Here is a 23,300-nt window from a genome sequence, read left to right as displayed (position 1 = left end):
AATATGAACGATAAAAGAAGTCTATGCGCATGCTGGCAATGAAAATACGAACATTCGTTGTGTTTACATTCCTGTTCTGCGGACTGATTTCAGCAGTCAGCGCCACGGTACCCTATCTTTTTCAGAAAAGATATAGACCTTTTAAATGACGCTTCGCGTTATCTTTCTTGGTGCGGATTCCGGACATTCGATCCACTGCCGCGAATCGATCTGCATATCATTTGAGATTCATGCATGATTTTCAGCGCGGTCAGGTGCGCTCTGCTTCGCTATTTGGATGGCCAGCGCAACGCCCGGAACGACGACGCGCTCACGTAACTCAACAACTGGAAACCGGAAGTAATCGAGGAAGTTGCAAGAAAGAATACCCGGCGAGCGAAGCGAACTACTCTTGCAAAAAATAAAGCACAGGAAAAATTTCCTGTGCTTTATTTTAACTTGCCGATATCAATTTTAAATTTGATCAAGCCATTGATACCGATGACTTGATTAACATGGTGCGGAGCAAGGGACTCGAACCCTCACGTCCTTACGGACACAGCCACCTCAAGGCTGCGCGTCTACCAATTCCGCCAACCCCGCATGTTTCTAGAATCTCTTGTTATTTTGGTATTTGCTGCGATTTGGAATCATTCGATTCAGCTGCAGGAGCAGGTGCTGCCTGCTGTTGCAGCGTTTTTACGTCCACCTTATCGATCACGCCCTGCTCTTTAGAGGGGCGCGAATACAAATAAGTCAACGACAGACTGGTGATGAAAAATATCGTCGCCGCCACTGCCGTGCTACGGCTTAAAAAATTGGCAGAACCGCTGGAACCAAACAGACTGCCGGCAGAGCCGGAACCGAACGCCGCGCCCATGTCTGCACCTTTGCCGTGCTGGATCAGCACCAGGCCAATCAACACAACTGCAGTCACTACATGTACCACCCAAACTAAAGTTTCCACACACCACCCCGGAACAATTGAATCATTAAATATCCTGCTACTGGCCTGCGCGACAGATGCCCAGGAATTCCTCGGCAATCAATGCTGCGCCACCGATCAATCCGCCATCGATGTCAGCCTTGGCGAACAGCTCCGGCGCGTTAGCCGCTTTCACGCTGCCGCCGTACAGTATGATCAGGTTTTGAGCCACCAGTGCGTCGTGCCCTGCCACACGCTGCCGAATAAAGGCATGCACCGCTTGCGCCTGCTCGGGCGAAGCCGTTTTGCCGGTCCCGATCGCCCATACCGGCTCATAAGCCACGACCGCTTTTTGCAACGCTTGTGCGCCGAACAAGGCAATCACCGCATCCAGTTGTTCTGCAACCACTGTTTCGGTTGCTCCGCTTTCGCGCTGCTCCAGCGTCTCACCCACGCACAGAATGGGAATCAACCCGGCCTGCTGAGCCGCAGCGAACTTTTCCGCGACCAGGCGACTGCTCTCACCATAGATATTGCGGCGCTCGGAATGACCGACGATCACATAAGCGCACCCGAAATCCGCCAGCATGGCTGCGGACACCTCGCCCGTAAAAGCACCCTTTTCAAGCTGGTGGACGTTCTGAGCCCCCCATTTAACTGGCGAACCTGCTAATTCCTGCTGTAGTTGCGCCAAGTAGGGAAAAGGCGCACAGACGGCGACATCCACACGGGATAATTGCGCCACACCACTCTTCAAGGCGGAGAGCAACGACCCGTTCTGAGCCAGCGAGCCATGCATTTTCCAATTACCGACCACCAATTTACGACGCATCAGAGCTAACTTCCGCCTTTGACCGAAGGCGGCGATACTACCGATGAAAACTTAAATGGTCAATCCGAACGCTACGTCATTGAATTGCCATAGGGTTCCCTCTCCAGCCCATCGCATCGCTGTATTGCGTCACAATATGTAATAATTGTGTAACAAACGAACACTAAGATTCGACTCGGCCACAAACCTAACGAACATTTTACTTTGGGAGAATCCGAAATGAGCAAACTGAGTCAAATTTTAAGTGGCATCGGCCTGTCGGCAGCCCTGCTGACAGCCGGTGTTGCATATGCCGGCGACATCACCGGCGCAGGTGCAACTTTCCCTTACCCGATCTATGCCAAATGGGCAGAAGCCTATAAGGCACAAGCCAACATCGGCATGAACTATCAGTCCATCGGTTCCGGTGGCGGCATCAAGCAGATCGAAGCCAAAACCGTTGATTTTGGCGCATCCGACATGCCCCTCAAGCCGGAAGATCTGGAAAAGAATGGCCTGATGCAATTCCCCACGGTGATGGGCGGCGATGTGCCGGTATACAACCTGAATGATGTTGGCGCAGGTGAGCTCAAGTTCACCGGCCCTTTGCTGGCTGATATCTTCCTCGGCAAAGTCACAAAATGGAACGATCCGGCCATTGCCGCCATCAATCCTGGAGTAAAACTGCCAGATCAAGACATTACGGTTGTTCATCGCTCGGATGGCTCTGGCACCACCTTCATCTGGACAAACTATCTGTCTAAAGTCAGCTCGGAATGGAGCAAGAAGGTCGGCGAAGGTACTGCGGTGAACTGGCCTGTTGGTACCGGCGGCAAGGGTAACGAAGGTGTTGCCTCGTATGTGATGCGCCTGAAAGGCTCCATCGGTTACGTAGAATACGCCTATGCATTGCAAAACAAGATGGCCTATGGCCAGCTCAAGAACAAGGATGGGCGTTTCGTCAAACCGGAAGACACTTCCTTCAAGGCTGCCGCTGCAAATGCGGACTGGAGCAAGGCACCTGGCATGTACCTGCTGCTGACCGAGCAGGCCGGCAAAGACAGCTGGCCCATCACTGGCGCAACCTTCATCCTGATGCACACAACCCAGGACAAGCCGGATTCCGCCAAAGAAGTGCTGAAGTTCTTCGACTGGGCTTATGAGAATGGCGACAAGCTGGCTGCGGATCTGGATTATGTCCCCATGCCGGATAGCGTCGTGAAGCTGATACATGCCGCCTGGAAAGCACAGATCAAGGATGCCTCCGGCGCAGCACTCTGGAAGTAAGCCACACGTTCTAAGCTATAATTGCGGGGGCTATAAACGCCCCCGCAATTTTTCAACCTCCACTATATTGAATTATGTCGACGTTCCTACGTGAAACGCACTTTAAGCGACAAACCGTGTTCGATCTGCTGTTTCGCAATCTGACGCGACTTGCTGCGTTCACCGTATTGGCCTTGCTGGCGGCCATCATCGGTTCGTTGATCGTTGGCAGCATGCCTGCCATCCATGCCTTCGGTTTCAACTTCCTGTTCAGTGCCGACTGGGACCCGGTCAACGACAAATTTGGTGCGTTGATCCCCATCATCGGTACACTAATTACTTCGGGTATCGCGCTAGTGATCGCGATCCCGGTCAGTTTCGGCATTGCCATCTTCCTGACTGAACTTTCTCCCAACTGGCTACGCCGCCCGCTGGGCATCGCGGTCGAATTGCTGGCCGGCATCCCCAGCATCATCTACGGCATGTGGGGACTGTTCATTTTCGCCCCCTTGTTCGCCGATCACGTCGAGCCGTGGATCAACAAGCATATCGGCACCCTGCCGCTGATCGGCCCATTCTTCTCCGGCCCGCCGATGGGCATCGGCATGCTCACCGCTGGGATCATCCTGGCGATCATGGTGATCCCGTTCATCGCCTCGGTGATGCGGGACGTATTCGACGTCGTGCCGGCGATGCTGAAAGAATCGGCCTACGGCCTGGGCTCGACGACCTGGGAAGTGATGTGGAAAGTCGTATTGCCCTACACCAAGATCGGGGTGGTCGGCGGAATCATGCTCGGCCTGGGCCGTGCGCTGGGCGAAACGATGGCGGTAACCTTCGTCATCGGCAATGCACACGATTTCACCAAATCCCTGCTGATGCCCGGCAACAGCATCTCCTCGGCTCTGGCCAACGAATTCACCGAGGCGGTTGGCAGCTTGTACACGTCCTCGCTCATCGAGCTCGGCCTGATCCTGTTCTTCATCACATTCGTTGTCCTTTCGCTCGCCCGCCTCATGCTGCACAAACTGGCGAAGCGCGAGGGTCATGGGGCCTGACATGCTGGATCTGTATACTCGCCGCCGCATCATCAACGCCGTCAGCCTGGGCATCTCGGTGCTGGCGATGCTGTTCGGACTGTTCTGGCTGGTCTGGATATTATGGACGCTGGTGGACAACGGCTTGCCCAGCCTGCTGGGCATGCATGTGTTCACCCAGACCACGCCACCGCCCGGCAGCAGCGGCGGATTGATCAATGCCATCTGGGGCAGCGTGATGATGACTGTTGTCGGAATCCTGATGGGCACGCCGATCGGCATCCTTGCCGGCACCTATCTGGCCGAATTCGGCCAGCGCGGCTGGCTGGCCCCGGTCACGCGCTTCATCAACGACATCCTGCTGTCCGCACCTTCCATCGTCATCGGCCTGTTCGTATATGAAATGTACGTGGTCAAGGTTGGCCACTTCGCGGGTTGGGGCGGCGCGTTCGCACTCGCCATCCTCGTCATCCCGGTGGTCATCCGCACCACCGAGAACATGCTGCGCCTGGTACCGAACAGCTTGCGCGAAGCTGCCGCCGCCCTGGGCACCCCGCAGTGGAAAGTCATCAGCTTCGTCACCCTGCGCGCCGCCCGCGCCGGGATATTGACCGGAATATTGCTGGCCATCGCACGCATCAGCGGAGAAACCGCCCCGCTGCTGTTCACCGCCTTGAACAACCAGTTCTGGAGCAACAACATGAACCAGCCGATGGCCAATCTGCCGGTGGTCATCTTCCAGTTCGCCATGAGCCCCTATGAAGACTGGCAACACCTCGCGTGGGCAGGCGCACTGCTCATCACCCTGAGCGTGCTGACACTGAACATCGTTGCTCGCGTATTATTCCGCCAGAAGGCGAATACACAATGAGGATCCAAGAAATGACAGCCGATCAAATCATCTCCGCACCCAAAGTGATTGTGCGCGATCTGAATTTCTACTACGGTGCAGACCGCGCGCTGAAGGATATCAACCTGGTCATCCCGGAGAAGATGGTCACCGCGTTCATCGGCCCCTCCGGCTGCGGCAAATCCACCCTGCTGCGCACGTTCAACCGCATGTACCAGCTCTATCCCAAGCAACGCGCCACCGGCGAAATATTGCTGGATGGAGAGAACCTGCTGGACAAGAAACAGGATCTGAACACCCTGCGCGCCAAGATCGGCATGGTGTTCCAGAAGCCGACCCCTTTCCCGATGTCCATCTACGACAACATCGCCTTCGGCGTGAAGCTGTACGAGAGCCTGAGCGGCCACGAGATGGAAGAGCGCGTCGAATGGGCGCTGAAGAAGGCGGCACTCTGGAATGAGGTAAAAGACAAGCTGAAGCAAAGCGGCACCGGACTCTCCGGCGGCCAACAGCAGCGTCTTTGCATCGCCCGCGCCATCGCCGTCAAGCCGCAAGTGCTGCTGCTGGACGAACCGACCTCGGCGCTCGACCCCATCTCCACCGCGCACATCGAAAAGCTCATTGACGAACTGAAGAAGGACTTCACCATCGTCATCGTCACCCACAACATGCAGCAGGCGGCCCGCATCTCCGATTTCACCGCCTACATGTATCTGGGCGAACTCATCGAGTTCGGCGACACCAGCAACGTGTTCACCAATCCGAAGCGGAAAGAGACGGAAGACTATATTACCGGCAGGTTCGGCTAATCACCCGCCCCGGTTAATGCAGTTCAAACAGGAACGCCGAGCAATGCTCGGCGTTCCGCTTTTCATCTCCAGGTTCTTCCTGTTGCGAATACCTACCCTGCGACTCCCCTGACCGCTTCGGCGATCCTCTCCGCCCACTGCTTCACCTGCACACCATCCTCCCCTTCCACCATCACCCGCAGCAACGGTTCGGTCCCGGACGGACGCAGCAATACGCGCCCTTTTCCTTCCAATGCGCGTTCGGCTTTCGCCACTTCGGTCTTGACTGCCTGCCGCTCCATGAGCTCGGCCGCCTTGCCTGCGATCTTCACGTTGATGAGCACTTGCGGATACATGTGCAGGTCGCCAGCCGCTTCGGCCAATGTTTGCTGCTTCATGCGCAGGGCACAAAGCACCTGCAGTGCAGAAACGATGCCGTCGCCGGTACTGTGCTTGTCCAGGCAGATGATATGCCCGGAGTTTTCGCCGCCAAGCTGCCAACCCCGCTGTTGCAACAGCTCCATCACATAGCGATCGCCCACCTTGGCGCGCGCGAACGGGATGCCCAGCTTCTGCATGGCATGCTCGAATGCCAGATTGGTCATCAACGTGCCCGCCACGCCACCGTGCATCGTGCCCAGTGCCTGGCGATGTCTGGCGATAATATAAAGCAGCTGATCTCCGTCGTAGAGCTTGCCGGCAGCATCTGCCATGATGAGGCGGTCGCCGTCGCCGTCGAGGGCCAGACCGATGTCGGCCTGGTGTTCGACCACGGCTTTTTGCAGGTTCTTGGGGGCCGTCGCGCCATAGCCATCGTTGATGTTCTTGCCGTCCGGCTGCGCACCGATGGCAACGACATCCGCACCGAGTTCGTGGAACACATTGCGCGCGATATGATAGGTCGCGCCGTGCGCGCTATCCACCACGATCTTGAGGCCGCGCAGGTTCATGTCCGCCGGGAAGGTGCTCTTGCAGAATTCGATGTAGCGTCCGACCGCATCATCGATGCGCTTGGCCTTGCCCAATCCTTCCGACGGGTTGGTCAGCATCGGGTTGTCCAGTTCGGCTTCGATTGCCGTCTCGACTTCGTCCGGCAACTTGGTGCCGCTGCCGGAGAAGAACTTGATGCCGTTGTCGTCGAACGGGTTGTGCGAAGCTGAAATGACGACGCCGGCTTGCAGGCGCAGTGCGCGCGTCAGATAAGCCACCGCCGGGGTCGGTATCGGGCCGCCCAGATAGACGTCGATGCCCGCAGCGATGAGCCCTGCTTCCAGTGCCGATTCGAGCATATAGCCGGAGATCCGCGTGTCCTTGCCGATCAGGACCGCCGGACGCTCGCTCTGGGAATGCTCGGCTTTCGCCAGTACCTTGCCTGCGGCGTAGCCCAGGTTCATCACGAATTGCGGCGTGATGGGATGGACCCCCACCCGTCCGCGCACGCCATCGGTGCCGAAATACTTTCTGCTCATCGTTCGCCCTCGTTCACTGCATGCCAGATCTTCAATGCGTCCACCGTCTCTCGTACATCATGCACTCGCACAATGGCTGCGCCGCGCTGCACTGCCAGCAATGCCGCAGCCACACTCGCCGCCAGGCGTTCATTCACATCGCGTCCGGTAATCGCCCCCAGCATGGATTTGCGCGACAGTCCCGCCAGCAAAGGCACCCCGAGCGACGCAAATCCGGACAATCCCCGCAGCAGTGCCAGATTATGCGCCAGCGTCTTGCCAAAGCCAAAGCCCGGGTCGACCACGATACGCTCGCTCGGCACGCCAGCCGCCTGCAGCAGCGCAACGCGTTCGCGCAAAAAGGCATGCACCTCAGCGACGACATCCGCGTAATGCGGCTGTTGCTGCATGCTCCGCGGCTCGCCTTGCTTGTGCATCAGGCACACTGCCGCATCGCTTCCGGCCAACACCTCCAGCGCCCCGTGCGCCTGCAAGGCGTTCACATCGTTGACCAGGCTCGCACCGGCCGCCAGCGCAGCTCGCATCACGCCGGTTTTGCAGGTATCGATGGAGATCGGGACCGGAATGCCCCGCAATCCTTCGATCACCGGCAGCACGCGATCCAGTTCCTGCTGTTCGCTCACAGCATCAGCTCCCGGTCGTGTGGATTCGCCACCGATATCCAGGATATCGGCCCCATCCGCCACCAGCTGTTGCGCATGCTCGATGGCGGCATGGACCGACGCGTGGCGCCCGCCGTCGGAAAACGAATCGGGAGTGACATTCACGATGCCCATCACCAGCGGGCGCGCGAGATCGAACTGGAAGTCTTTGCAACGAAGCATAAAAGAACGGGGGCGAAAGCCCCCGTGGTCTGGTTAAACGCCTTCGGCGTGCTGATTGGTCGCCGGCGCCGTAGGGGTCTCGTCCTTCGGCGGCTCTGCCGCCTTGCTGCTCTGGGTCGGCTTGGGAGGACGCGGCGCATTGCCGGCCATGATGTCGTCGATCTGATCGGCATCGATGGTCTCCCATTCCAGCAGCGCCTTGGTCATGGCTTCAATCTTGTCGCGGTTCGCCTCGATCAGGCTGCGCGCGAGCGTATATTGCTGGTCGATGATACGGCGTATCTCCGCATCCACCTTCTGCATGGTCGCCTCGGAGATGTTCTTGTGCGTGGTCACCGAGCGGCCAAGGAACACCTCGCCTTCGTTCTCCGCATATACCATGGTCCCCAGTGCCTCGGACATGCCCCACTGGGTAACCATCTTGCGTGCCATGTCGGTGGCACGCTCGAAGTCGTTGGAGGCCCCCGTGGTCATCTGGTTCATGAACAGCTCTTCCGCAATACGTCCGCCGAACAGCACCGCAATGGTGGACAGCAGGCGCACCTTGTCCATGCTGTATCGATCTTCCGACGGCAGCTGCATGGTCAGGCCCAGCGCCCGGCCGCGCGGGATGATGGTAACCTTGTGCACCGGATCCGTCTTGGGCATCAGCTTGGCCACCACCGCATGGCCGGACTCGTGGTATGCCGTGTTGCGGCGCTCTTCTTCCGGCATGATCACCGATTTGCGCTCGGCGCCCATCATGATCTTGTCCTTGGCCGATTCGAAATCGTCCATCTCGACAAAGCGCTTGCTGCGGCGTGCGGCAAACAGGGCGGCCTCGTTCACCAGGTTGGCGAGGTCGGCGCCCGACATGCCCGGTGTGCCACGCGCCAGGATATCGGCCTTCACATCGGAAGCCACCGGCACTTTGCGCATATGCACCATCAGGATCTGCTCGCGGCCGCGAATGTCCGGCAACGGCACTACCACCTGGCGGTCGAAACGGCCCGGGCGCAACAGGGCCGGGTCGAGTACATCGGGACGGTTGGTGGCGGCGATGACGATCACACCGCTTGCGCCCTCGAAACCATCCATTTCCACCAGCAAGGCGTTCAGCGTCTGTTCGCGCTCGTCGTTGCCGCCCCCCAGGCCCGCACCGCGCTGACGGCCCACCGCATCGATCTCGTCGATGAACACGATACAGGGCGACTGCTTCTTGGCCTGTTCGAACATGTCGCGCACGCGCGCTGCGCCGACGCCGACGAACATCTCGACGAAATCGGAGCCGGAGATGGAGAAGAAAGGCACCTTGGCTTCACCTGCGATGGCCTTGGCCAGCAAGGTCTTGCCGGTACCCGGGCTACCCACCATCAGCACGCCGCGCGGGATGCGGCCGCCCAGATTCTGGAACTTGGAAGGATCGCGCAGGAAATCGACCAGCTCGGAAACTTCTTCCTTGGCCTCGTCGCAGCCGGCCACATCGGCAAACGTCACGCGCTCTTTGGCATCATCCAGCATGCGCGCCTTGCTCTTGCCGAACGAGAATGCGCCGCCGCCCTTGCCGCCCTGCATCTGGCGCATGAAGAACACCCATACGCCAATCAACAGCAGCATGGGGAACCATGATACGAAGATGTTCATGAGGAAGGACTGCTCCTCTTCGGGTTTGGCTTCGATCTTCACACCGTTCTTCAGCAGATCGGAGACCAGCCAGAGGTCGCTGGGTGCATAGCTGGTGATGCGCTTGCCATCGGTGGTGGTCGCCTTGAGCGCCCGGCCCTCGATGGTAACCTTTTCGATGTGGCCAGCTTTCACTTCCTCGAGGAACTGCGAATAATCCAGCTGCGCCTGCGCAGTCGACTGCTGGCGCGCATTGAATTGATTGAAGACGGTCATCAGCACCAGGGCCACGACCAGCCAGATTCCTACACTTTTGAATAGATTATTCACACATGCTCCTCATGAGCGGCAATACGAAGTTGCATTAAACACCGTCCGGGGTTATTACTCAAGCTTCCCCAACCCCACCAGATACTGCTCGCTGCTGCGATCGCGCGAGGCTTTAGGCTTGCGCACCACCACCTTGGCGAAGTGGCTGCGCATCAATTTCAGGTATTCCTCGAAACCGACACCCTGGAACACCTTGACCAGGAAGGCCCCGCCCGGCGCCAGATGGTTGACAGCGAAATCAAGCGCCAGTTCAGCCAGATGCATGGCGCGGGCCTGATCTGCAGAACTCACGCCGCTGATATTGGGCGCCATGTCGGAAATTACAAGGCCGATCCTGCGCCCTTCCAGCTTTTCTTCGAGCTGGGCCAGCACCCCGTCTTCCCGGAAATCCCCCTGGATGAACTCCACCCGCGGCAGCGGATGCAGCGGCAGCAAGTCCAGCGCGATGATGCGCCCCTGCGGTCCCAGCTTGCCGGCAACCACCTGGCACCAGCCGCCCGGCGTGGCGCCCAAGTCCACCACCACCATACCCGGCCTGATCAGATGGTCTTTCTCGTCGATCTCCAGCAATTTGTAGGCGGCACGGGAACGGTAGCCATCTTTCTGCGCCTGCTGCACATAGGGATCGCTCACATGCTCACGCATCCATTGTTTGCTGGTTTTGGAAGCCTTCATCGTTTAGAATCCGCGCCTTAAATCAAGAAGGTCAATATGTTGAATCTTTCCGTATCACAACGCCTCGAACTCAAGGGGCGCGCCCATGCCCTCAAACCCGTCGTCATCATTGGCAACGCCGGGTTGACACCTGCCGTGCTGGACGAGATAGAGCGCAGCCTGAAAAGCCACGACTTGCTGAAGATCCGCGTGATGAACGATGACCGCGAACTGCGCGAATCCATGCTGCAGGAGATTTGCGAGGTGCTGAAAGCCGGTCCGGTGCAGCATATCGGCAAGATGCTGGTGGTGTACCGGCCACTGCAGACCCCCATCGCCAAAACGCCCAAGCGCCCGAAAGGCAAGCAGCTCACCAAGAAGCAGCTCGCCAGCCGCAACTAGATATACTGCACATCGACGACTTCGTACTCCCGTATCCCGCCCGGCGCCTGCACTTCGGCAATATCTCCGCTGACCTTGCCGATCAGTGCGCGCGCGATGGGCGAGCCGATCGATATCTTGCGTTGCTTGATGTCGGCCTCGTCTTCCCCCACGATCTGATAGGTCACCACATCGCCGTTGTTGGTGTCCTCCAGGATCACCGTCGAACCGAACACGCAGCGGCCATCGGCATTGAGCGTCTTGGGATCGATGACCTGCGCGCTGCCCAGCTTGAATTCCAGTTCGACGATACGTCCTTCGATAAAGGACTGGCGTTCCTTGGCTGCCTCATATTCGGCGTTCTCCGACAGGTCACCCTGCGCACGCGCTTCCGAGATGGCGTTGATAACCGAAGGCCTGTCGACCGTCTTCAGGCGGTGCAACTCCTGGCGCAACAACTCCGCGCCGTTCACTGTCAATGGAACCTTACTCATGCTGCCCTTCCCCTCTTTTATTTTTCCAGGCGACGGTGCAGGGACTGCACGTCGTAGACCTGCAGCTCGGCCAGATGCTGCATGCCCAGACAGGCAGCGCGCGCGCCGGCGAGCGTCGTATAGTATGTCACTCGGCCTTGCAGTGCGGCATGACGGATCGAATACGAGTCACGCATCACCGACGGCTTGCTATCCACCGTGTTGACGATGAGATTGACCTCGCCGTTCTTGATCATGTCCACGATATGCGGACGCCCTTCGGCGACCTTGTTCACAATGCTCACGTCCACACCGGCAGCGGCGATGACCGAGCCGGTCCCGCGCGTCGCCAGGATGGTAAAGCCGAGCTGCTTCAGGGCACGTGCGACCTCCACCGAACCTGTCTTGTCCTCCTCGCGCACGCTGATGAACACCTTGCCGCTCTTCGGCAATTTCACGCTGGCGGCGAGTTGCGATTTCACGAACGCCTCGGCGAAGGTCTCGCCCACGCCCATCACCTCGCCGGTGGACTTCATCTCGGGGCCGAGGATGGTATCGACGCCGGGGAACTTGATGAACGGGAACACCGCCTCTTTTACCGAGTAATACGGCGGGATGATTTCCCGGGTCACGCCCTGCGCAGCCAGTGTCTGTCCGGCCATGCAGCGCGCAGCGATCTTCGCCAGCGGCACGCCGGTGGCCTTGGACACATACGGTACGGTGCGCGAAGCACGCGGATTCACTTCCAGCACATACACCGTCTCGCCCTGGATGGCGAACTGCACGTTCATCAGGCCGACCACATTGAGCGACTTGGCCATCGCCACGGTCTGGCGACGCAACTCGTCCTGCAGCCTGGCGGACAGCGAATACGGCGGCAGCGAACACGCCGAGTCGCCGGAGTGCACGCCGGCCTGCTCGATGTGTTCCATGATGCCGCCGATGATGACCTGCTTGCCGTCGGACACCGCATCCACGTCCACCTCGATCGCATCGTTCAGGAAACGGTCGAGCAGGATAGGCATGCGCTCGGGGTAGGTCTTGGACATCTCTTCGGCTTCGCGCATGTAGCGTTCGAGATCGGGTTGCGCATGGATGATCTCCATGGCGCGACCGCCCAGCACGTTGGAGGGGCGCATCACCAATGGGTAGCCGATCTCGGCTGCGCCGGCGACCGCATCGGCCACATTGCTGGCAGTACGGTTGGGGGGTTGCTTCAGTTCCAGTTCGCGCAACATCGCCTGGAAGCGTGCGCGGTCTTCCGCCATGTCGATCATGTCCGGCGTGGTGCCGATGATGGGCACACCGTTCCTGGCCAGACCGTGCGCCAGCTTCAGCGGTGTCTGGCCGCCGTACTGCACGATCACGCCGACGGGATTCTCCACCGCCACCACCTCCAGCACGTCTTCCAGCGTCAGCGGCTCGAAGTACAGGCGGTCGGAAGTGTCGTAGTCGGTCGAGACGGTCTCGGGGTTGCAGTTGAGCATGATGGTCTCGTAACCATCCTCGCGCATCGCCAGCGCGGCATGCACGCAGCAATAGTCGAATTCGATGCCCTGGCCGATACGGTTCGGCCCGCCGCCCAGCACCATGATCTTCTTCTTGTCGGAAGGCTGCGACTCGCATTCTTCCTCGTAGGTAGAATACATGTAGGCGGTGTTTGTGGAAAACTCGGCAGCGCAGGTATCCACGCGCTTGAACACCGGGCGCACGCCCTTCGCATGGCGATAGGCACGCAATGCCGCGTCATCCGTACCCAGCAACTTGGCCAGGCGCGCATCGGCGAAGCCGCTGCGCTTCAAGGTGCGCAATTCATCGGTAGACAGGCTTTCCAGCGTGCGGCCGGCCAATGCCTGCTCTTGGCGGATCAGGTCGGCGATCTGCACCAGGAACCAAGGGTCGATCTTGCTGACGTTGAACACCTCTTCCACGCTCATGCCGAGACGGAAGGCATCGCCCACCGCCCAGATGCGGTCCGGCCCCGGATTGCCGAGTTCGGACACGATGGCTTCGCGTTCGCCGTATTTGCTATCCAGGCCGTTGACGCCGACTTCGAGGCCGCGCAGCGCCTTCTGGAAAGACTCCTGGAAAGTGCGGCCGATGGCCATCACCTCGCCCACCGATTTCATCTGCGTGGTCAGGCGGTCGTTGGCCTGCGGGAATTTCTCGAAGGCAAAACGCGGAATCTTGGTCACCACGTAGTCGATGGTCGGCTCGAACGAGGCCGGGGTCGCGCCGCCGGTGATGTCGTTCTTCAGCTCATCCAGCGTGTAGCCGACAGCCAGCTTGGCCGCGACCTTCGCAATCGGGAAGCCGGTCGCCTTGGAGGCCAGTGCCGACGAACGCGACACGCGCGGGTTCATCTCGATCACCACCATGCGCCCGTCTTGCGGGTTGATGGAGAACTGCACGTTGGAACCGCCGGTCTCGACGCCGATCTCGCGCAGCACTGCCAGCGAGGCGTCGCGCATGATCTGGTATTCCTTGTCGGTCAGCGTCTGTGCCGGGGCGACGGTGATGGAGTCGCCGGTATGCACGCCCATCGGGTCGAGGTTCTCGATGGAGCAGACGATGATGCAGTTGTCGTTGCGGTCGCGCACGACCTCCATCTCGTATTCTTTCCAGCCGAGCAGCGATTCCTCGATCAGCAACTCGCGCGTGGGCGAAGCCTCCAGGCCGCGCTCACAGATCTCGACGAACTCTTCGCGGTTGTAGGCGATGCCGCCGCCGCTGCCGCCCATGGTGAAGGACGGACGGATGATGGTGGGAAAGCCCATCATCTGCTGCACCTGCAGCGCCTCTTCCATGCTGTGCGCGATGGCCGAACGGGCCGAAGCCAGTCCGATACGGGTCATCGCCTGCTTGAATTTCTCGCGGTCTTCCGCCATGTCGATGGCCTCGCGCGAGGCACCGATCATCTCGACCTTGTATTTCTCCAGCACGCCATGCTTGGCCAGGTCGAGCGCGCAGTTCAGCGCGGTCTGCCCGCCCATGGTCGGCAGGATGGCATCCGGCTTCTCCTTGGCGATGATCTTTTCCAGCATCTGCCAGTTGATCGGCTCGATGTAGGTCGCATCGGCCATGTTCGGGTCGGTCATGATGGTGGCCGGATTCGAGTTCACCAGGATGACGCGGTAGCCTTCTTCGCGCAGCGCCTTGCAGGCCTGTGCGCCGGAGTAGTCGAACTCGCAGGCCTGGCCGATCACGATGGGACCGGCGCCAATGATCAGGATGCTTTTGATGTCTGTACGCTTCGGCATTTACTTCTTCTCCATCATCGCCACAAAGCGATCGAACAACGGGGACACGTCGTGCGGCCCCGGGCTCGCCTCGGGGTGGCCCTGGAAACAGAACGCGGGCTTGTCGGTCAGTTCGAAGCCCTGCAGCGTGCCGTCGAACAGCGAGACATGGGTAACGCGCGCATTCTTCGGCAGCGTCGCGCCGTCCACCGCAAAGCCGTGGTTCTGGCTGGTGATCATCACGCGTCTGGTCTGCATGTCCTGCACCGGATGGTTGGCGCCGCGGTGACCGAACTTCATCTTCACAGTCTTGGCGCCGCAGGCCAGGCCCATGATCTGGTGCCCCAGGCAGATGCCATACAGCGGAATGCCCACTTCGAGGAACTTCTTCGTCGCCGCGATCGCGTAATCGCACGGCTCGGGATCGCCGGGGCCGTTGGACAGGAACACACCGTCCGGCTTCATCGCCAGCACGTCCTCCGCCCTGGTCTTGGCCGGCACCACGGTGATACGACAGCCGCGCTCCGCCAGCATGCGCAGGATGTTGCGCTTCACGCCGAAGTCGTAGGCCACCACATGGAATTTCGATTCGACCGCATCGCGATAGCCGTCGCCCAGCTTCCATTCGCGTTGCTTCCATTCGTAAGGCTGGTCGCAAGTCACCACCTGTGCCAGATCCATGCCGGCGAGACCGGCGAAGCCGCGTGCGGCCTTCAATGCCGCCTCGACATCGTCGCCGGTGGCGATGCAGCCGTTCTGCGCACCCTTGGTACGCAGGATGCGCGTCAGCTTGCGCGTATCGATGCCGGCGATGGCGACCACATTGTTGGCCTTGAGGTATTCCGGCAGCGATTGCGTACTGCGGAAGTTGCTTACCGTCTGCGACAGGTCGCGGATGATCAGGCCGCTGGCAAACACCTGGCGCGACTCCACGTCTTCCGGGTTGCAACCGACGTTGCCGATATGCGGGTAGGTCAGCGTGACGATCTGCCGGCAATACGACGGGTCGGTCAGGATTTCCTGGTAGCCGGTGATGGAGGTATTGAACACCACCTCGCCGACACTGCTGCCGGAGGCACCGATGGCAGTACCACGAAACACTGTCCCATCGGCTAAAACTAGAATGGCAGGACTTGTTTGCGGCACCGGATGCTCCCTTGAACTGGACATAAAGAAGCGGGACGAACCGTGGTTCATCCCGCTTTTGGATTGCCGCGCATTATAGCCGAAACCGGCTATCCCATCAAATCGACCGCACCATCAGGCCCTCCACAGCATCCGTGCGGCGACTACAGGATCCTCGGCGTGGGCACACCGAGGTGGAAGCCTTGCGCGTAGTTCACCCCCATCTCCCGCAATGCGGTCATGACCTCTTGCGACTCGACGAACTCCGCCACCATCATCATGCCCAGATCGCGGCACATGCAGCTGAGGTTCTTCACCAGCGCGTGATCGATCCTGGAAACCAGGATGTTGCGAACGAAATCCCCATCCAGCTTGACGAATTCGAAATGCAGTTCGCGCAAGTAGTGGAAGGAGTTGTAGCCGCTGCCGAAATCGTCCAGGGCGAATGAGAAGCCGCTACGGCGCAATTCCGTCAGGAACTTGCGCATATGGGTCATGTCGCCGATGGCATCGCGCTCCAGCAATTCGAACACGATGTTCTGCGGAGGGATGCCCAGTTCCTGGCACAAATTGTCGGCGTACCCCAGCACGCCCCTCCCCTGTATCTCCTGCGACGACAGGTTGATGAACAGCTTGCGCGGGGCGCCGTTGCCGGTGATGTGCACCTTCAGGGTTTCCAGCGACTTCCGGATCATCACGCGATCCAGCTCGCGTCCCATGCCGTACTTCTCGATGGTCTCGATGAAGGCACCGGCGGAAATGGTTTCCCCGTTCGGCTCGACCAGCCGCGCCAGCGCTTCAAAGGCAAAGATCTCCCCGCTCTTGCAATCCAGGATGGGCTGGAAGTAAGGCTGGATATACCCCTTGTGCAAGGCCTCGCGCAGCTTTTCGGCATGGTCGCGCACGTGACGGCCCGTCTGTATCTTGTCCTCGACCTGCTCCACCGAGCATACGCTGTCCTTGCCGATGGACTTGGCGCGATACAAGCCGATATCGACCCCGGCCATCAGGTCGGAGATGTTCTGCGCATCCTTGGGATAGGCGATCAAGCCGATCGACGTAGTGATGTGGAATGTCTTGCCGTTGGGCGCTTCGAACTTGTGGTCGCGCAAGGCCATCCGCAATTTTTCCGCCACCTCGCGCGCGCCATCCTGGCTGGTCTCGGTGAGGATGATGGCGAATTCGTCGCCGCCGATACGCGTGGTGAGGTCGCCCTTGCGCATGGTGCCGCGCACGATTTCGGACACCGCCCGCAGGGTGGCGTCGCCGCACGGATGGCCATAGGTATCGTTGATATCCTTGAAATCGTCCAGGTCCAGCATCAGGATGGAAAATTCGTGCCGGTGCCGCTCCGAACGGTCGATCTCGTATTCCAGCATCTCGTTGAAATGACGCCGGTTGTGCAAGCCGGTCAGCGGATCGTGCGTGGAGTAATACTCCAGTTCGGCAAGCGTCTTGCTCAGCGCCTTGCTGGAACCGACCACCATCACCATCACGGCGAGGATGGAACGAATGACGCTGGCCTCCTGGGCCGTCAGTTTCTGCAGCGAGCCGTATGCCACACCCAGCACACCGGCCAGATTGAGCGCGTCGAGTTCCGGCACGCGCACGGTGATGAGGTCGATATCGCTCAGCGAATCCACCTTGGCATGCGCCGGCATCTCGAATTCCTCGGTGTCGATCAGCGTGTCTTCCGGCAAGCCCAGTTTGGCAAGCATCTCGCGCATGAGTTTGCCGCGTACGGATTCTTTCACTTCATGCGAATACTCCCCCAGGAAATACAGGTAGAGCGACAAGCCATGCTCTTCGGCAAAAGCGATGAAGAAGAAGTTGAACGGGAAGATGGAATGGAAGCTGGACAGGATCTCCTGAACGAACAGGCGCCACTGCGACACCTTCTCGTGCGAAATGATGATGTTTTCCAGCACATGGCTCTGCCGTTCCAGCAGATCCTTCTCCACCAGCGTGCCGGCGAGATTCTCCGCCGTCCTGTTGAAGTCGAGCATTACCCGCCTCAGGTGCTCGTCATTCACGTCCCATTGCCGCCGCCGCTCGCCCAGCAGCAGTTCCAGGGTCTTGTCCAGCCGCCCGGCCAGCGCCATGTCGCTGCGCAGGCGCGACTGGATCGCATCGCGATCCGCCTGGCTGATGTCGATCTTGTCCAGCAGCTGGATGCTTTGCGCATGTCCCGCATTGATCTCGGCATTGACGTCGTGCACCAGCGCACCGATGTTTTCCGCGAACAGCTGGGTGCGCGTCTGGTTTTCGATCAGTGCAGCGAAACGCTCCAGCACCTGCTGGCGCATCCCTTCGAGGTTCTGGGGCACCACGGAAAAGATGGGCAGCATGTCAGACCTGCCCGTCACCGGTCATCAGGTCGACGCCACATTGCAGCTCCTTGAACCAGGCCAGGAACTCCTTCACCGCCTTGCCGCGATAGACGGGACCGTGCTGTGGCGCGATCATGTCGATATCCAGCCTGGAGACACGCTCCACCCAGATGCGCGCTGCCCGGTTGGAACACATGTAGCGGCGATGAAAACCTTCGATGTAACGCAGGTGCGCGGCAAAATCGTCCACGAAGACATAATCCTTGTCCATCGGCAGCATGGCCGCACCGATATCGCCGCTGAACAATATCTTCGATGCCGGGTCGTAAACGTTGATCTGTCCTTCCGAATGCAGGAAGTGCGCAGGAACCAGTTTCAGTTCAAACCCGGGGCCGACTTCCCAATCCATGCCCCGATCCGGCACGCCCACGAACCGGCTCATGCCCTTGATGCCATAGTGGGGCAGGAAACGCAGCCATATCTCGGAAACATAGACCGGCGCCCCGGTCAGTTCCAGCCAGGTCGCCAGCCCGCCGACGATATCCGGATCCTGGTGCGAAAGCACGATCCCCTTCAACTGGGTGGGCGAGAGGTAGCGCAGCAACTCGGCCAGCACGCGCGGCATCACGCCGAATCCACCCGGGTCCAGCATCACCCCGGCATCCCCATGCTGGATCAGGTATTGATTGGAACGTACGCCGCCTTCCTCCCCCGGCTCGCTCTCGTTCAACAGGATGAAATTGTGATCCTCGCTACCGAACAGCACGATGTTGCGCATACTTCCCCCTATTTGAATGCCGCTTGTATTCGCGGTCTATTTCGAACTTCTCACATCCTCTTGCAACCCGTTCTCAATCTGCTCCACACGCGCCGGACTCTCCCAACCCTGGCAGCGAACTATCCGCCCAACGCCGCGCCACACCGTTTGCAGAACTTGTCCGCCTCCTCGCAGCTCGCGCCGCAACCGGCACAAGTGCGAGCCGGCTCCGCCGATCTGCGCTCGGTGAACAATGCGGTCAGCGACGCAGACTGATTCAGCACTGCCATGACCAGCCAGCCCGCGCACCCGAGGATGGCGACGATGAATATCCAGTTGTAGATATTGTGCAACGCAGTGTCCATCAGCGGTTTGAGCAGCAGGAGCATGACCGAGTAGGCCAGTGCGACGGCAACCAGACTCACCGCCGGCAGGATCAGATGCTGCATGAACGACCATTTCCCTTCATGCCGTTGCACGGCCATGGTGGCGCGCTGCCCGAGCACCCAGAACGCCGCCAGTGCCATGCCATACCCCAGGAACTCGACGATGTGGGAAGCGTTCAGTTTGCCTTCTATCGTGGTCTTCACGAACAAGTCCATATTGCCGAGCGCTGTCGCAAGGATGAGCGACAGCACGATCACAGCCACATAACGCCCCACCCAATCCCAGCCGGCAGCCGGCAATTTGTCTTTTTCCATGACGCATCCTTTTATTTCAGATCAAGTACGTCCTGCATGTCGTACAGGCCGGCCCCGTTAGTCTGGAGGAAGCGGGCCGCACGCAAGGCGCCCAGCGCAAAGGTGGCGCGGCTGCTCGCTTTATGGGTGATCTCGATACGTTCGCCGATGCCCGCATACAGCACCGTATGATCGCCGACGATATCTCCGCCGCGGACGGTGGCAAACCCGATCGTGGACGGATCGCGCTCGCCGGTGACGCCTTCGCGGCCATACACTGCGCATTTTTCAAGGTCGCGTCCCAATGTCCTGGCGATCACCTCCCCCATGCCCAGCGCGGTACCGGAGGGTGCATCGACCTTATGTCGATGGTGCGCTTCGATGACCTCGATGTCGTAGCCATTGGCCAGCACGCGCGAGGCGGTCTCCAGCAACTTGAACACCAGGTTCACGCCGACGCTCATATTGGGCGCGAACACGATGCCGATATCCTGGGCAGCCGCGCCCAGCTGGGCCTTTTGCTGCGCATTCAGGCCGGTGGTGCCGATCACCATATTGACGCCGTGTCTGCGGCAGATCTCCAGGTGGTGCAGAGTGCCTTCCGGCCGGGTGAAATCGATCAGCACATCGGCACCTTGCAGCGCCTGCTCGGCATCTGCCGTGATCGGGATTCCCGACGTGCCGCCAAGCACGGCAGCATCCTGCTTCAGCAATGCACTGCCGCCATGCTCCAGTGCGGCATGCAGCAGCAAATCGTCGGCCTGCGCCACGCACTCCAGCAACACCTTGCCCATGCGCCCGCCACTGCCGGCGATGGCAACCCTAATCTTTCCCATGATCGACCTCCTTCTTGGCCGCATCGGAGGATTCCAGCGGAGTGACATCGTCGATGCGCGTCAGCAGATCCTTGTCAAAATACAGGGTCAGGCGCTGCTTTTCCGTCACTTCGCCCCCCTGCCGGAGGCTGTAGTAATAATCCCAGCGATTGGCATGGTAGACGTCGGCGATCAGTGGTGCGCCCAGCAGCGCCTTCACCTGCGACTGAGTCATGCCGGGCTTGAGCTTGGCCCGCATCTCCTGAGTGATGAGGTTGCCCTGCCGTATCTCGACCTTGTAGGGCGTCAACTTGGGCAGGGAACCGGAACTGCACGAGGCGAGCAGCACGGAAACAAGAACGATATGGATACGCATGTGGGCTCTGATTTCGATCTGGCTTACATATTTAGAGGGCGGCATGATACCTCAAGCGGGAGCGCCGAGAAGCTCGGCCGCATGCTTGCGCGTGGTTTCCGTGATCTTCACCCCGCCCAGCATGCGCGCGATCTCTTCGATGCGCTCCGGCTCGCTCAATACACGGATGCTGCTCAACGTCTTCCCCGCATGCGCCGCCTTGCTCACCTGCCATTGCGCATCGGCCTGGGCCGCCACCTGCGGCAGATGCGTGACGCACATGACCTGGTGGCGCCTGCCCAGTTGCTTCAGCAGACCGCCGACGATCTCCGCCACGCGCCCGCCGATGCCGCTGTCCACTTCATCGAAGATCAATGTCGGCACGGTTGCCGCACGACTGGCCGCAACCTGGATCGCCAGGCTGATGCGCGAGAGTTCGCCGCCGGAAGCGACCTTGGCCAGGCTGCGCAAGGGCGTCCCCTGGTTGGCCGCCACCTGGAATTCCACCATTTCCAGGCCCTGGGCATTGCCTTCGTTCAATGGCAGCAAGGCCACGGAAAACTGCCCGCCCTGCATCGCCAGCGTTTGCATGGCGGCCGAGATCTCCCCGGAAAGGATTTGTGCCGCCGCGATGCGCGCTTCGCTCAGTTTCGCCGCCACTCGCAGGTATTGATTGCGCGCGGCTTCGTCCTGCCTGGCCAGTTCGGCCAGGTCGGCGCTGCCGCCGAGCTCGTCCAGGCGAGCAGCGATCCTTGCCAGCGCCTCCGGCAACTGCTCCGCCGGCACGCGGTATTTGCGTGCAGCCTCGACCACGTCCGCCATGCGCTGTTCCTGCTGCTGCAGGCGTTGCGGGTCTGCATCCAGCTTTTGCTGGTAATGGCGCAGCGCATACACCGCTTCCTGCAATTCGTTCTGCGCACTCTCCAGCATGGTCAGCGTGTCCTGCAGCCCGGCATCGAATTCCAGTCCGCCGCGCAAGCGCGAGGTCAATGCATTCAGCTGGGCCAGGCACGCCGTGTCGGATTCCGACAGCACCTCCACGCCAAACTGCGCCGTCTCCAGCAGGCTCGCTGCATGCGACAGCCGCGCATGCTCCGCTTGCAGCGCCTCCCATTCGGTGACGGTAAAATTCAGCGTTTCCAGTTCGCGCCGCTGGAACGACAGCAGTTCACGTTCGGCCGCGACTGCTTCGGCGTTCTGCTCCAGCTGCAGACGGCGGCGATGCAATGCCTGCCATGCTTTGAAAGCAGCAGCTACCTCTTCGGCCAACTTGCCCAGCCCCGCATGACTGTCCAGCAGATCGCGCTGCGCGTCGGCGCGCAGCAGCGATTGGTGCGCGTGCTGGCCATGGATATCCAGCAGCATCTCGCCCGCTTCGCGCAATTGCTGCAGCGTGGCGCTGCGCCCGTTGATGAAACCGCGCGAACGTCCGGCGGCATCCAGCGTGCGGCGCAACAAGCACGAGCCTTCGTCGCCGTCCAGTTCCTGTTCGCGCAGCCAGGCCTGCAGCAATGGCATGCCGGACACATCGAACTCCGCGGCAATCTCGGCACGCTCGCACCCCGCCCGCACCATGCCCGCATCGCCCCGTTCCCCGAGCGCCAGTGACAGGGCGTCGATCAGGATGGACTTGCCTGCCCCGGTCTCGCCGGTCAGCGCCGTAAAACCGGGGGGGAAATCGAGTTCGAGCGAGTCAACGATGACGAAATCGCGGATGATGAGATGGTTGAGCATTTATAACGTCTGGTTCCAGAGCAGTTTCTCGCGCAGAGTGCGGTAATAGCTGTGCCCTACCGGGTGCAGCAGGTGGACAGGCTCGATGTATCGCGATACGACCACCTGGTCGTGGCAGTTGAGATCGAAGTGCGTATGCCCGTCAAAGCGCACGCGCGCATCGGTCGCCCGATGCATCGATATCTTCAGCACCGAATCGCTCTTCAATACGATCGGGCGGTTGCTCAGGGTGTGCGGGGCAACCGGCACCAGCGCGATCAGGTCGAGCGAGGGATGCAGGATGGGGCCGCCGGCGGACAGCGCGTATGCGGTGGAACCGGTCGGTGTGGTCACGATCAGGCCGTCGGCACGCTGGTTGTAGAGATATTCGTCGTCGATGCGCACTTCGCATTCCAGCATGCTGCTGTTGTTGCCGCGATGTATGACCACGTCATTGAAAGCGAGCGAATCGAACATGTGCTTCTCCTCGCGCATGACGGAGGCGCTCAGCAGCATGCGTTTCTCGGTGACGAACTCGCCGCGCAGCATGCCGGATATGGTGCGCTGCATGGTGTCGATGGAAATGTCGGTCAGGAACCCCAGGCGCCCCTGGTTGACCCCGACCAGCGGGATGCCGAACGGCGCCAGCGTGCGAGCGACGTCGAGCAGGGTCCCGTCGCCGCCCAGCACGATCGCCAGATCGACCTTGCCGTTCATTTCCGCGAGCGTCAGCACGCCATAGGAATGATGCTCGATATGCTCCGCGGTCAGGCTATCCACCAGCACGTTCAACCCCATGTGCGCCAGAAAATCGGCCAGCTTGAGCAAAGGTTCGGCAATCTGCGGCGATTTGTATTTGCCGATCAGCGCGACGGTCTGGAATTGGGATTTCATGAT

Annotated in this window: 21 protein-coding genes and 1 tRNA gene; 5 read left to right on the top strand and 17 right to left on the bottom strand. The window is 60.0% G+C overall.

Translation table 11 applies throughout. The annotated features are described in order from the left end of the window. Window positions 1-495: 495 nt before the first annotated feature. The 3 genes from L6418_RS04915 to tpiA all read right to left on the bottom strand — a co-directional run bounded on the left by L6418_RS04915 (window position 496) and on the right by tpiA (window position 1,736). Window positions 496-582, bottom strand: a tRNA-Leu gene (locus tag L6418_RS04915). Window positions 583-601: 19 nt separating this feature from the next. After that, the gene (gene secG, locus L6418_RS04910) at window positions 602-946 is read right to left on the bottom strand and encodes a preprotein translocase subunit SecG (protein WP_237248359.1); all 345 of its coding nucleotides are present in this window, start codon (window positions 944-946) and stop codon (window positions 602-604) included. Window positions 947-983: 37 nt separating this feature from the next. After that, a complete protein-coding gene (gene tpiA / locus L6418_RS04905) occupies window positions 984-1,736 on the bottom strand; it encodes a triose-phosphate isomerase (protein ID WP_237248358.1) in 753 nt (250 codons plus the stop codon). Between the two features lie 219 nt (window positions 1,737-1,955). Here tpiA and pstS point away from each other — a divergent pair, with 219 nt between their 5' ends. From pstS to pstB, 4 genes are all read left to right on the top strand, one after another. After that, window positions 1,956-3,002, top strand: coding sequence for a phosphate ABC transporter substrate-binding protein PstS (gene pstS / locus L6418_RS04900; protein WP_237248357.1), 1,047 nt, complete (start codon window positions 1,956-1,958; stop codon window positions 3,000-3,002). Window positions 3,003-3,076: 74 nt separating this feature from the next. Next, window positions 3,077-4,039 carry a phosphate ABC transporter permease subunit PstC gene (gene pstC, locus L6418_RS04895; RefSeq protein ID WP_237248356.1) on the top strand — a complete coding sequence of 321 codons (963 nt, stop codon included), beginning with the start codon at window positions 3,077-3,079 and terminating at the stop codon, window positions 4,037-4,039. 1 nt (window position 4,040) lies between these two features. Continuing rightward, entirely contained in the window at window positions 4,041-4,889 is an 849-nt protein-coding gene (pstA, locus tag L6418_RS04890; protein WP_237248355.1) for a phosphate ABC transporter permease PstA, read from the top strand. An 11-nt stretch (window positions 4,890-4,900) separates the two neighbouring features. Further along, window positions 4,901-5,677 (top strand): phosphate ABC transporter ATP-binding protein PstB, encoded by a 777-nt coding sequence (pstB, locus tag L6418_RS04885; RefSeq protein ID WP_237248354.1) that lies wholly within the window; start codon window positions 4,901-4,903, stop codon window positions 5,675-5,677. Window positions 5,678-5,769: 92 nt separating this feature from the next. On the opposite strand, the gene glmM is transcribed toward pstB, so the two are convergent. From glmM to rlmE, 4 genes are read right to left on the bottom strand one after another with little or no spacing between them, the layout of a single operon-like run. Then, a complete protein-coding gene (gene glmM, locus L6418_RS04880) occupies window positions 5,770-7,125 on the bottom strand; it encodes a phosphoglucosamine mutase (RefSeq protein ID WP_237248353.1) in 1,356 nt (451 codons plus the stop codon). Further along, window positions 7,122-7,949 (bottom strand): dihydropteroate synthase, encoded by an 828-nt coding sequence (gene folP / locus L6418_RS04875; RefSeq protein ID WP_237248352.1) that lies wholly within the window; start codon window positions 7,947-7,949, stop codon window positions 7,122-7,124. Before folP ends, glmM begins: the two co-directional genes overlap by 4 nt. Window positions 7,950-7,982: 33 nt before the next feature. Continuing rightward, window positions 7,983-9,881: an ATP-dependent zinc metalloprotease FtsH gene (gene ftsH / locus L6418_RS04870; RefSeq protein ID WP_237248351.1), complete on the bottom strand. Its 1,899-nt coding sequence runs from the start codon at window positions 9,879-9,881 to the stop codon at window positions 7,983-7,985. 54 nt (window positions 9,882-9,935) lie between these two features. Continuing rightward, window positions 9,936-10,556: a 23S rRNA (uridine(2552)-2'-O)-methyltransferase RlmE gene (gene rlmE / locus L6418_RS04865; protein ID WP_237248350.1), complete on the bottom strand. Its 621-nt coding sequence runs from the start codon at window positions 10,554-10,556 to the stop codon at window positions 9,936-9,938. A gap of 36 nt (window positions 10,557-10,592) precedes the next feature. Between rlmE and L6418_RS04860 the strand changes: the two genes are divergently transcribed. Continuing rightward, window positions 10,593-10,937, top strand: coding sequence for a YhbY family RNA-binding protein (locus tag L6418_RS04860; protein ID WP_237248349.1), 345 nt, complete (start codon window positions 10,593-10,595; stop codon window positions 10,935-10,937). Here L6418_RS04860 and greA read toward each other — a convergent pair. The 10 genes from greA to L6418_RS04810 form a co-directional block, all read right to left on the bottom strand. Next, a complete protein-coding gene (gene greA, locus L6418_RS04855) occupies window positions 10,934-11,410 on the bottom strand; it encodes a transcription elongation factor GreA (RefSeq protein WP_237248348.1) in 477 nt (158 codons plus the stop codon). The genes L6418_RS04860 and greA overlap by 4 nt on opposite strands. 17 nt (window positions 11,411-11,427) lie before the next feature. Beyond that, window positions 11,428-14,649 carry a carbamoyl-phosphate synthase large subunit gene (gene carB / locus L6418_RS04850; RefSeq protein ID WP_237248347.1) on the bottom strand — a complete coding sequence of 1,074 codons (3,222 nt, stop codon included), beginning with the start codon at window positions 14,647-14,649 and terminating at the stop codon, window positions 11,428-11,430. Beyond that, window positions 14,650-15,774 (bottom strand): glutamine-hydrolyzing carbamoyl-phosphate synthase small subunit, encoded by a 1,125-nt coding sequence (gene carA / locus L6418_RS04845; protein ID WP_237248346.1) that lies wholly within the window; start codon window positions 15,772-15,774, stop codon window positions 14,650-14,652. Window positions 15,775-15,917: 143 nt separating this feature from the next. Continuing rightward, window positions 15,918-18,101: a bifunctional diguanylate cyclase/phosphodiesterase gene (locus L6418_RS04840; RefSeq protein WP_237248344.1), complete on the bottom strand. Its 2,184-nt coding sequence runs from the start codon at window positions 18,099-18,101 to the stop codon at window positions 15,918-15,920. 1 nt (window position 18,102) lies between these two features. Next, entirely contained in the window at window positions 18,103-18,861 is a 759-nt protein-coding gene (locus L6418_RS04835) for an MBL fold metallo-hydrolase (RefSeq protein WP_237248343.1), read from the bottom strand. A gap of 119 nt (window positions 18,862-18,980) precedes the next feature. Further along, on the bottom strand, window positions 18,981-19,541 hold the full coding sequence (locus L6418_RS04830) for a hypothetical protein (RefSeq protein ID WP_237248342.1): 561 nt from the start codon (window positions 19,539-19,541) through the stop codon (window positions 18,981-18,983). An 11-nt stretch (window positions 19,542-19,552) separates the two neighbouring features. After that, entirely contained in the window at window positions 19,553-20,356 is an 804-nt protein-coding gene (gene dapB, locus L6418_RS04825) for a 4-hydroxy-tetrahydrodipicolinate reductase (protein ID WP_237248341.1), read from the bottom strand. Continuing rightward, the gene (locus L6418_RS04820; protein WP_237248340.1) at window positions 20,343-20,711 is read right to left on the bottom strand and encodes an outer membrane protein assembly factor BamE; all 369 of its coding nucleotides are present in this window, start codon (window positions 20,709-20,711) and stop codon (window positions 20,343-20,345) included. The genes dapB and L6418_RS04820 overlap by 14 nt, the downstream gene beginning before the upstream one ends. Window positions 20,712-20,762: 51 nt before the next feature. Beyond that, on the bottom strand, window positions 20,763-22,424 hold the full coding sequence (gene recN / locus L6418_RS04815; protein WP_237248339.1) for a DNA repair protein RecN: 1,662 nt from the start codon (window positions 22,422-22,424) through the stop codon (window positions 20,763-20,765). Continuing rightward, window positions 22,425-23,297 (bottom strand): NAD kinase, encoded by an 873-nt coding sequence (locus L6418_RS04810; RefSeq protein ID WP_237248338.1) that lies wholly within the window; start codon window positions 23,295-23,297, stop codon window positions 22,425-22,427. Window positions 23,298-23,300: the final 3 nt, after the last annotated feature.

Origin of the sequence: Sideroxyarcus emersonii, from assembly GCF_021654335.1 — a bacterium.
GTDB classification, from domain to species: domain Bacteria; phylum Pseudomonadota; class Gammaproteobacteria; order Burkholderiales; family Gallionellaceae; genus Sideroxyarcus; species Sideroxyarcus emersonii.
The sequence above is the reverse complement of the archived record's forward strand: the minus strand, read 5'-3'. Positions and strand labels throughout refer to the sequence as shown.

Excerpts from the sequence above, each read along its gene's own strand:
- recN (WP_237248339.1), bottom strand. The coding sequence starts at position 22,424 with ATGCTCAACCATCTCATCATCCGCGATTTCGTCATCGTTGACTCGCTC.
- tpiA (WP_237248358.1), bottom strand. The coding sequence starts at position 1,736 with ATGCGTCGTAAATTGGTGGTCGGTAATTGGAAAATGCATGGCTCGCTG.
- L6418_RS04840 (WP_237248344.1), bottom strand. The coding sequence starts at position 18,101 with ATGCTGCCCATCTTTTCCGTGGTGCCCCAGAACCTCGAAGGGATGCGC.
- pstB (WP_237248354.1), top strand. The coding sequence starts at position 4,901 with ATGACAGCCGATCAAATCATCTCCGCACCCAAAGTGATTGTGCGCGAT.
- L6418_RS04810 (WP_237248338.1), bottom strand. The coding sequence starts at position 23,297 with ATGAAATCCCAATTCCAGACCGTCGCGCTGATCGGCAAATACAAATCG.
- L6418_RS04835 (WP_237248343.1), bottom strand. The coding sequence starts at position 18,861 with ATGCGCAACATCGTGCTGTTCGGTAGCGAGGATCACAATTTCATCCTG.
- L6418_RS04860 (WP_237248349.1), top strand. The coding sequence starts at position 10,593 with ATGTTGAATCTTTCCGTATCACAACGCCTCGAACTCAAGGGGCGCGCC.
- dapB (WP_237248341.1), bottom strand. The coding sequence starts at position 20,356 with ATGGGAAAGATTAGGGTTGCCATCGCCGGCAGTGGCGGGCGCATGGGC.
- carB (WP_237248347.1), bottom strand. The coding sequence starts at position 14,649 with ATGCCGAAGCGTACAGACATCAAAAGCATCCTGATCATTGGCGCCGGT.
- folP (WP_237248352.1), bottom strand. The coding sequence starts at position 7,949 with ATGCTTCGTTGCAAAGACTTCCAGTTCGATCTCGCGCGCCCGCTGGTG.
- pstA (WP_237248355.1), top strand. The coding sequence starts at position 4,041 with ATGCTGGATCTGTATACTCGCCGCCGCATCATCAACGCCGTCAGCCTG.
- greA (WP_237248348.1), bottom strand. The coding sequence starts at position 11,410 with ATGAGTAAGGTTCCATTGACAGTGAACGGCGCGGAGTTGTTGCGCCAG.
- pstS (WP_237248357.1), top strand. The coding sequence starts at position 1,956 with ATGAGCAAACTGAGTCAAATTTTAAGTGGCATCGGCCTGTCGGCAGCC.
- pstC (WP_237248356.1), top strand. The coding sequence starts at position 3,077 with ATGTCGACGTTCCTACGTGAAACGCACTTTAAGCGACAAACCGTGTTC.
- glmM (WP_237248353.1), bottom strand. The coding sequence starts at position 7,125 with ATGAGCAGAAAGTATTTCGGCACCGATGGCGTGCGCGGACGGGTGGGG.
- L6418_RS04820 (WP_237248340.1), bottom strand. The coding sequence starts at position 20,711 with ATGCGTATCCATATCGTTCTTGTTTCCGTGCTGCTCGCCTCGTGCAGT.
- rlmE (WP_237248350.1), bottom strand. The coding sequence starts at position 10,556 with ATGAAGGCTTCCAAAACCAGCAAACAATGGATGCGTGAGCATGTGAGC.
- L6418_RS04830 (WP_237248342.1), bottom strand. The coding sequence starts at position 19,541 with ATGGAAAAAGACAAATTGCCGGCTGCCGGCTGGGATTGGGTGGGGCGT.